The 6647-nt window shown below is 69.9% G+C and carries 8 protein-coding genes; 1 reads left to right on the top strand and 7 read right to left on the bottom strand.

Annotated elements, in window-relative coordinates:
- A partial coding sequence (locus AC1RJ9_RS27950; RefSeq protein ID WP_492841914.1) for a CopD family protein occupies positions 1–435 on the top strand: 435 nt, incomplete at its 5' end.
- A 9-nt stretch (positions 436–444) separates the two neighbouring features.
- Here the strand turns inward: AC1RJ9_RS27950 and AC1RJ9_RS27945 are convergent.
- From AC1RJ9_RS27945 to AC1RJ9_RS27915, 7 genes are all read right to left on the bottom strand, one after another.
- Positions 445–1548: an acyltransferase family protein gene (locus tag AC1RJ9_RS27945; RefSeq protein WP_066685874.1), complete on the bottom strand. Its 1104-nt coding sequence runs from the start codon at positions 1546–1548 to the stop codon at positions 445–447.
- Positions 1549–1601: 53 nt separating this feature from the next.
- Positions 1602–1922: a copper-binding protein gene (locus tag AC1RJ9_RS27940; RefSeq protein ID WP_492841912.1), complete on the bottom strand. Its 321-nt coding sequence runs from the start codon at positions 1920–1922 to the stop codon at positions 1602–1604.
- 23 nt (positions 1923–1945) lie between these two features.
- The gene (locus AC1RJ9_RS27935; protein ID WP_062098110.1) at positions 1946–2986 is read right to left on the bottom strand and encodes a copper resistance protein B; all 1041 of its coding nucleotides are present in this window, start codon (positions 2984–2986) and stop codon (positions 1946–1948) included.
- Positions 2983–4824 carry a copper resistance system multicopper oxidase gene (locus AC1RJ9_RS27930; protein ID WP_062098112.1) on the bottom strand — a complete coding sequence of 614 codons (1842 nt, stop codon included), beginning with the start codon at positions 4822–4824 and terminating at the stop codon, positions 2983–2985. The genes AC1RJ9_RS27935 and AC1RJ9_RS27930 overlap by 4 nt, the downstream gene beginning before the upstream one ends.
- A 113-nt stretch (positions 4825–4937) precedes the next feature.
- Positions 4938–5510: an RNA polymerase sigma factor gene (locus AC1RJ9_RS27925; protein WP_066685867.1), complete on the bottom strand. Its 573-nt coding sequence runs from the start codon at positions 5508–5510 to the stop codon at positions 4938–4940.
- On the bottom strand, positions 5507–5947 hold the full coding sequence (locus tag AC1RJ9_RS27920) for a periplasmic heavy metal sensor (protein ID WP_062098114.1): 441 nt from the start codon (positions 5945–5947) through the stop codon (positions 5507–5509). Before AC1RJ9_RS27920 ends, AC1RJ9_RS27925 begins: the two co-directional genes overlap by 4 nt.
- 1 nt (position 5948) lies before the next feature.
- The gene (locus tag AC1RJ9_RS27915) at positions 5949–6236 is read right to left on the bottom strand and encodes a hypothetical protein (RefSeq protein ID WP_062098116.1); all 288 of its coding nucleotides are present in this window, start codon (positions 6234–6236) and stop codon (positions 5949–5951) included.
- Positions 6237–6647: the final 411 nt, after the last annotated feature.

The raw sequence follows: 6647 nt of genomic DNA, 5'->3' as shown, positions 1-6647 counted from the left end.
TGGGTCGGCGCCCTGGTGTTCTTTCTGGGGCTGGCCGGGGTCAGTCGGCGTGACGCGCGACAGGCGCCGACCTTCCATGCCGCCCTGGCGGGTTTCTCGGGCATCGGCTCGGGCGTCGTCGCCGTGCTGGTCGCCAGCGGCCTGATCAACAGCTGGTTCCTCGTCGGGCCCATGGGCGTTGCGGCCCTGGTCCGCACGCCCTACGGGCTTCTTCTGCTTCTCAAGCTCGTTCTCTTCGGCGCCATGGTCGTGCTGGCCGCCGCCAACCGGTTTCGCCTGACCCCGGCCCTGCGCGAAGCCCTGGTCGAGCCGGCGCCGCCCAGCACGGCGGTCAAGGCGCTGCGCCGCAGTCTCGTGCTGGAACTGAGCGCGGCGATGGCGCTCGTCGCCGTGGTCGCCTGGCTAGGGCGTCTCGCGCCGATCAGCGCGCAATAGCCGCAACGTTCAGAGCACCGGTTCGTGCGCCGGCTCGGGCGTGGGGCGCCGCGCGAAGGGATCGCGCGCCCGCAACCAGTTACGCGCAGGCCGTTCGACAAGATGGTAGGCGACCATCGCGGCCAGCTGACAGGCCACGAACGCTCCTGCCCAGGCCAAGGCGATCCCGGCGCCGGACAGGTCTGGCGCCAGCCTTTCCAGAGCGTGGAAATAGACGATGTCGGCCGGAAGGTGGACCATGTAGAGGCTGTAGGAGACCTCGCCGAGATAGACGAGCGCCGGCGCCGACATCGCGCCTGGCTTCGCGGCCTTGGACGTCTCGGCCAGGCAGAAGATCAGCATAGCCAGACCCGGCCAGATATAGAGATCGCTCAGTCGCAGGTTGGCGGCGATCGCCACCCAGACCGTCGCGGCGAGCGCGCCGAATCCGGCCATGCCGGCCGGCAGGCTCAGGCTCGATCCCAAGCGATGCAGGGCCGCGCCCATCAGGAAGGCCGGGATGATCCGCAAGGCGCCGATCTGGGCGCTCATGTCGGTGAACAGCACCCCGCGCCCCTGGGCCGTCAGGAACATGGCGACGAACAGGGCGAGCACGGCGAGGACGAAGAGGCGTGGCCAACGCCTCAGCGACACCGAGGCGATGGCCGCGACCGGAAAGCCGAGGTAGGCGAACCACTCAGCCGAGATCGACCAGGAGGGGAAGTTCCATTGCACGGTGGGCGTCGTGCCCCAGGCATGCACTAGCAACAGGTGCTGGGGGAGCATGCGCGGGTCGAACGCCTGGGGATCGAAGCGGACGCCCAGCTTCAAGGCCGCGAGCCAGATGGCGATCGTCGCGGCCAGGGTGACCAGATGGACGGGATAGACCCGCGCCAGGCGCGCCCAAAGGAAGGAGCCGTAGTTGAACCGTCGCTCGGCCCAGGCCCGCGTATAGACGTGGCTGAGGATGAAACCCGACAGGATGAAGAAGAGGTCGACGCCGAGGTAGCCCTTGGCGGCCAGGCCAAAGCGCTCGAGACCAAGGTCCAGGTGGTTGCGGAAATGATAGACGAGCACCCACAGCGCCGCGCAGATGCGCAACGACGTGAGCGGACGGATGTCCGACGGATACATGGCCCCTCCCCCGAGGCAATGGTTGGAGCCGGCGAGCGCCGGCCCGATGGGCGCTAGAGCGCGGTCAGGCCGACGATGGTCTGGCCCCGCAGCTTGAAGCGCACCTTGGTCCCGACGCTCAGGCCCTTCAGGAGGGTCGGATCAGCGACCTTGAAGGCCATGGTCATCGGCGGCCACTTCAGCGCCGGGATCGCTTCATGGGCCAGAGTGATCTTGGCGGCCTTGGCGTCGATGGCGCGCACGACGCCGACCGCCTCGACCGGCGCGCTCGCCTCAACCGCATGCGCCGCAGGGTCCATAGCGCTCATCTGGGCGGCCGCCGGCTGGGCCAGCAGGGTCAGGGCGCTCGCAAGAGCGATGGACAGCATCTTCATGGAAGCCTCGCTAGGATCGATGGTCAAAACCAGGCCCTCAGGCCGAGCACGAAACTGGTCTCGGTGACCTCGTCGCCGCGCAGCCGGGCGAAGTCCGCGGCGCGCCCGAACCGCTTGGATAGGGCGACGCCGACATATGGCGCGAATTGGCGCCGAACCTCATAGCGAAGGCGCAATCCGAGCTCGCCGCTCGAGAGCCCCGAACCGATCGCCGCTTCGGGGATGTCTTGGGCGGCGAAGTTGAGTTCGGTGCGCGGCTGCAGGATCAGGCGCTGGGTGAGGCGCCAGTCGATCGCCCCTTCGGCGCGCGCGAGGACATCGCCCTTGCTGGAAACGAACACCGCTCCGCCCGCCTCGATCCAGTAGGGCAACAGGGTTTCGAACCCGACGGCGGCATAGGTGCGCGACTTGGGCTCGACATCCTGGCGCAAGCCCACCTGCAAGTCGGTATAGAGCGCCACGGGCCTGGAATAGAGCGCCTGCACCTCGCTGGCCTGAACGCCGTGACGGCCGCCCTCGCCCTCGGATTTGATCACCAGGCGATTGAGGTCGCCGCCGAACCAAGCCTCGCCGTCCCAGTGATAGCCGTTGCCCCCGGCCTGGGCGCGGTATTCCAGGAGGTTGGCCATCACCTGCGAGACCTGGGCGCCGCCATGCTCCTGCCGGAGCACGGCGCGAGCCCGGTCCATGGCGGCCGGATCGAAGACCCTGTCGGCCAGATGGTCGGTGGGCGGCGCCGGCGGAGCTGTTTCGTGATCGGGCAAGGGCGGCGGTCCCATCGCTTCGGCCGGGCGTTCCGATTGACCGGAGACAGCCAGGCCGGGCATGGCGCCCATGTCGTGGCCGGCGTGGGGGTCGGTCGCCGGCGCGACCTGCGTCTGAGGCATGGCCATGGCCGGCATGGCGCCCATGTCGTGTCCGGCATGGGGGTCGGCGGCTGGAGGCGGGGCCGCCGGCGCAGGCTTGGAACTGGGCGCGGCTGGCGCGCCGGCGTGGCCGGCGTGCTGGGCCAGGGCCGGCGCGGCCCACAGGACCGGCAAGAGGGCGATCAGCGAGGCCTTCATCGCGCGCCCTCCGCGGGGGTGTCGCGCACGCTGAAGACCTGAAACATCCCCGCGTGCATGTGATAGAGCATGTGGCAGTGGAAGGCCCAGTCGCCGGTCTCGGCGGTGAAGTCGAAGCTGACGCGGCCGCCGGGCAGGACGATGACGGTGTGCTTGCGCGGCATGTGGCCCGCCGGTCCGAAGGCCAGTTCGAAGAAGTGGCCGTGCAGGTGGATGGGGTGGGCCATCATGGTGTCGTTGACCAGGGTGACCCGGACCCGCTCGCCGTGGCGGAAGGCGTAGGGCGGCGGCCTATCGCTGAACTTGCGCCCGTCAAACCCCCACATGAACCGCTCCATGTTGCCGGTCAGGTGAATCTCGAGGGATCGCTCCGGGGCGCGCGGGTCGGGATTCGGCTCGAGGGCCACCAGGTCGCGATAGACCAAGACCCGGTGGCCGACGCTTTCGAGGCCCTGGCCAGGCTCGCCGGTGCGATCCATCGGCATCGGCGCGATCGACTGCACGCCCGGACCGAGCCTGACCTGAGGCGCGTTGTCCGGATTGCGCATGGACATGTCCATGCCGCCCTTGTCCATCTTGCCCATCACGTCGCTTCCGCGCTGGCGCGGCGGCGCCATGCCGGGCGCGGGGGTCGCGGCCTTGGCGCCCATGGCCGCGTGATCCATGCCGGACATGTCCGTGGAGCCATGGTCCATGCCCCCCATGTCCATTCCCTCCATATCCATGCCCATGTCGCGCATGGTGGTCAGCGGCCGCTCGCGCGGCGGCGGGACCTCGGCGCTCATGCCCAGCCGCGGCGCCAGGGTGGCGCGGCCCAACCCAGAGCGGTCGACCGACTCCGACACGATCGTGAAGGCCTTGTCTTCGGCGGGCTGGACGATCACGTCATAGGTCTCGGCGTTGCCGATCTGGAACTCGTCGACCTCGACGGGCCGCACGTGCTGGCCGTCGGCGGCGACCACGGTCATGCGCAGCCCCGGGATGCGGACGTTGAAGACCGACTGGGCCGCGGCGTTGATGAACCGCAGGCGCACGCGCTCGCCGGGCGCGAACAGCGCCGTCCAGTTGTCCGCGGGGCCATGGCCATTGACCAGGAAGGTGTAGGCCGCGCCGGTGACGTCGGAGATGTCGGTCGGGTCCATCAGCATCTTGGCCCAGTCCAGGCGCTCGGCCAGGGTCTGGTCCTTGCCGGCCAGAAGCCCAGCGAGGGTCTGGCGCTGGTAGTTGAATGCGCCGCTCTGCTGCTTGAGCTTCTTGAAGATCTGGTGCGGGTGCAGGCGGCTGAAGTCCGACAGCACCACGACGTGCTCGCGGTCGAAGGCCACCGGATCAGGACCGACCGGATCGATGATAATGGGCCCATAGTGGCCCATCTGCTCCTGCAGGCCCGAATGGCTGTGGTACCAATAGGTGCCCGCCTGGCGGACCTGGAATTCGTAGGTGAAGGTCTCGCCGGGCTTGACGCCCGGGAAGCTGACGCCGGGCACGCCGTCCATCTGGAAGGGCACGAGCAGGCCGTGCCAGTGGATCGAGGTGTCCTCGTCGAGCGTGTTGGTCACCGACAGGCGGACATGCTGGCCTTCCTTCAGCCGGATCAGCGGGCCAGGAACCGTGCCGTTGATCGTCACGGCGTGGCCGGCCTTGCCGTCGACCGTGATCGGCGTGTGGCCGATGGTCAGCTTGATGTCCTCGCCCGAAAGGGCGGCCGGCGCGCGGCCGGGATCGCCCGCCGCGCGCGCCCAGGACGGCAGCAGGCTCGCCAGGGTGGCGCCGCCGCCGAGGACGGCGAGCGATTGGAGAAAACGACGGCGATCGAAAGCCGCGCTGGATCGAAGCATGACAGCCCTTTGACGATGACGCGCCGGCGGCAGGCCGTGAGGGACGGCCGCGACGCGATCTCTAGGTGGCTACGCGCCAAACCGTCGCCCCCCTCGCCGGCGGGCGAAAAAAGTCAGGGATCGACCAGCCAGTCGGCCAGCCGCTTGCGGGCGCGATAGGCGCGCATCTCGATGGTCTTGACGCTGACGCCCAGGACCGCCGCGGCGTCCTGTTGTGAATAGCCTTCCAGATAGGTGAGGATCAGCGGCTCCTTGAGCTGGTCGGGCAGGCGCGCGATCGCCGCCTCCAGGCGCGACAGTTGTTCGGCGCGCAGACTCGCCGCCTCGGGGCCCGGCGCGGGGTCGGCGGGATCGGGCGCGCCTGGCGCGTCGATCGACCGCTCGCCCAGGATCAGCCGCCGAACCAGCAGGCGACGCCCCCGGTCGCGGCACTTGTTCAGGACGATGGCCCGCATCCAGGCGCCGAACGGCCGGGTCGGATCATAGCGATCCAGCGCCTTCCAGGCGGCCACGAAGCTTTCCTGCACCACCTCGTGGGCGGCTTCGGAGTCGCCGACATGGCGCCGGGCGAAGGCGTGCAAGGCGCCCTTGTGACGCCGCATCAGCGTGCTGAAGGCGCGCTCGTCGCCGCGCGCCGCGCGCCTGGCCAGCGCGCCGTCCTCGTCCTCGCCAAGGCCGGCGGTCACGGCGTCTCGTTCGTGAGCGCCTCGCTGACGCGGCGGTCGAATTTGGCCGCCTGCTCGGGGGTCAGCACCTTACGCATCGCCAGGACGTGCTGGACCGTCTCCAGCTGCAGCGCCCCCATGGCGACATGGAAACGCTCGACCGCGGCCTCGACCTCGGGCCCGTATTCGTGGCGCGCCTGGATGGCGGCGGCCAGTTGGGCGTTGGCCGCGCGCAGCTCGGCCTCCCGGGCGCGGCGACGCACGGCGAAATCCTGTTCGAGCGCCTCGAGCCGGCGATCCTGATCCGGGCTGAGCTTCAGCTCGTGGTGAACCATCTCGTGCAGCGACTGGGCGTGATGCATCGGCAAGAACCGGCCCGAGCCGAGCCAGCCGCCGGCGATCCCGGCCAGCAGCGCCAGGACGACGGTCAGGGCCGCCCCGCGCGAGATCCGGCGCATGTCAGCGCCCGCCGAGCAGGGTCGACGGCGCCAGGTGCGCGTCGACCGAAAACGCCGAGATCTCGGAGGGGGCGCGCGCGGCGGCGTTGGCCGCGAGACTGCCGCCGACCATGCCCAGGCCCAGGGCCGCCACCACCGAGGCCGCGCGCAGCGGCACGAGCGCGTTCGCCGCGCGCCGGCCGTCGCGCCAGCTGTCGATCCTGGCCCACACCTGGCCTTCCAGGCCGGGCAGCTGGGCGTGCGGCTGGCCCCGCAACGCCTCGAAAAGTTCGTCGAGCTGGTCGCTCATCGTCGATCCCCTGACTCTGCACGCCTACATACGCGGCCCGCGGTCCAACCCCTCACCTCAGGCGCGACGCGCCCCCGGGCCGGCCGTGCGTCCGGCGCACGACGCGGAGAAAAACCATATGCTGAAAACGTCCGCACGGATCCACAGGTGTTGGGCCGCTGGCGACGCTCGGGTGCGGGTGAAAGCCACGCACGCCCCGGCCCCGCATGGCGATCGCCCCCCGGGGGGACGCGCCCGCGCCCAGGACGGCCGAGGTTCGGAGCGGCGCGATCGCCGCCGCGGCCTGGCGCCCCGTCGCGCGAGACGAGGGCCAAAACCTGCGCTTCGGAATCTACGTATTCCGACCCGGGACGTAGGACCCTAGTCCTGGACTCGAAGAACAACTTCTTCCCGTCGAAGATCAAACGGCAG

The organism is Caulobacter sp. GW822-FHT07D08, from assembly GCF_058798735.1.
The sequence above is the reverse complement of the archived record's forward strand: the minus strand, read 5'-3'. Positions and strand labels throughout refer to the sequence as shown.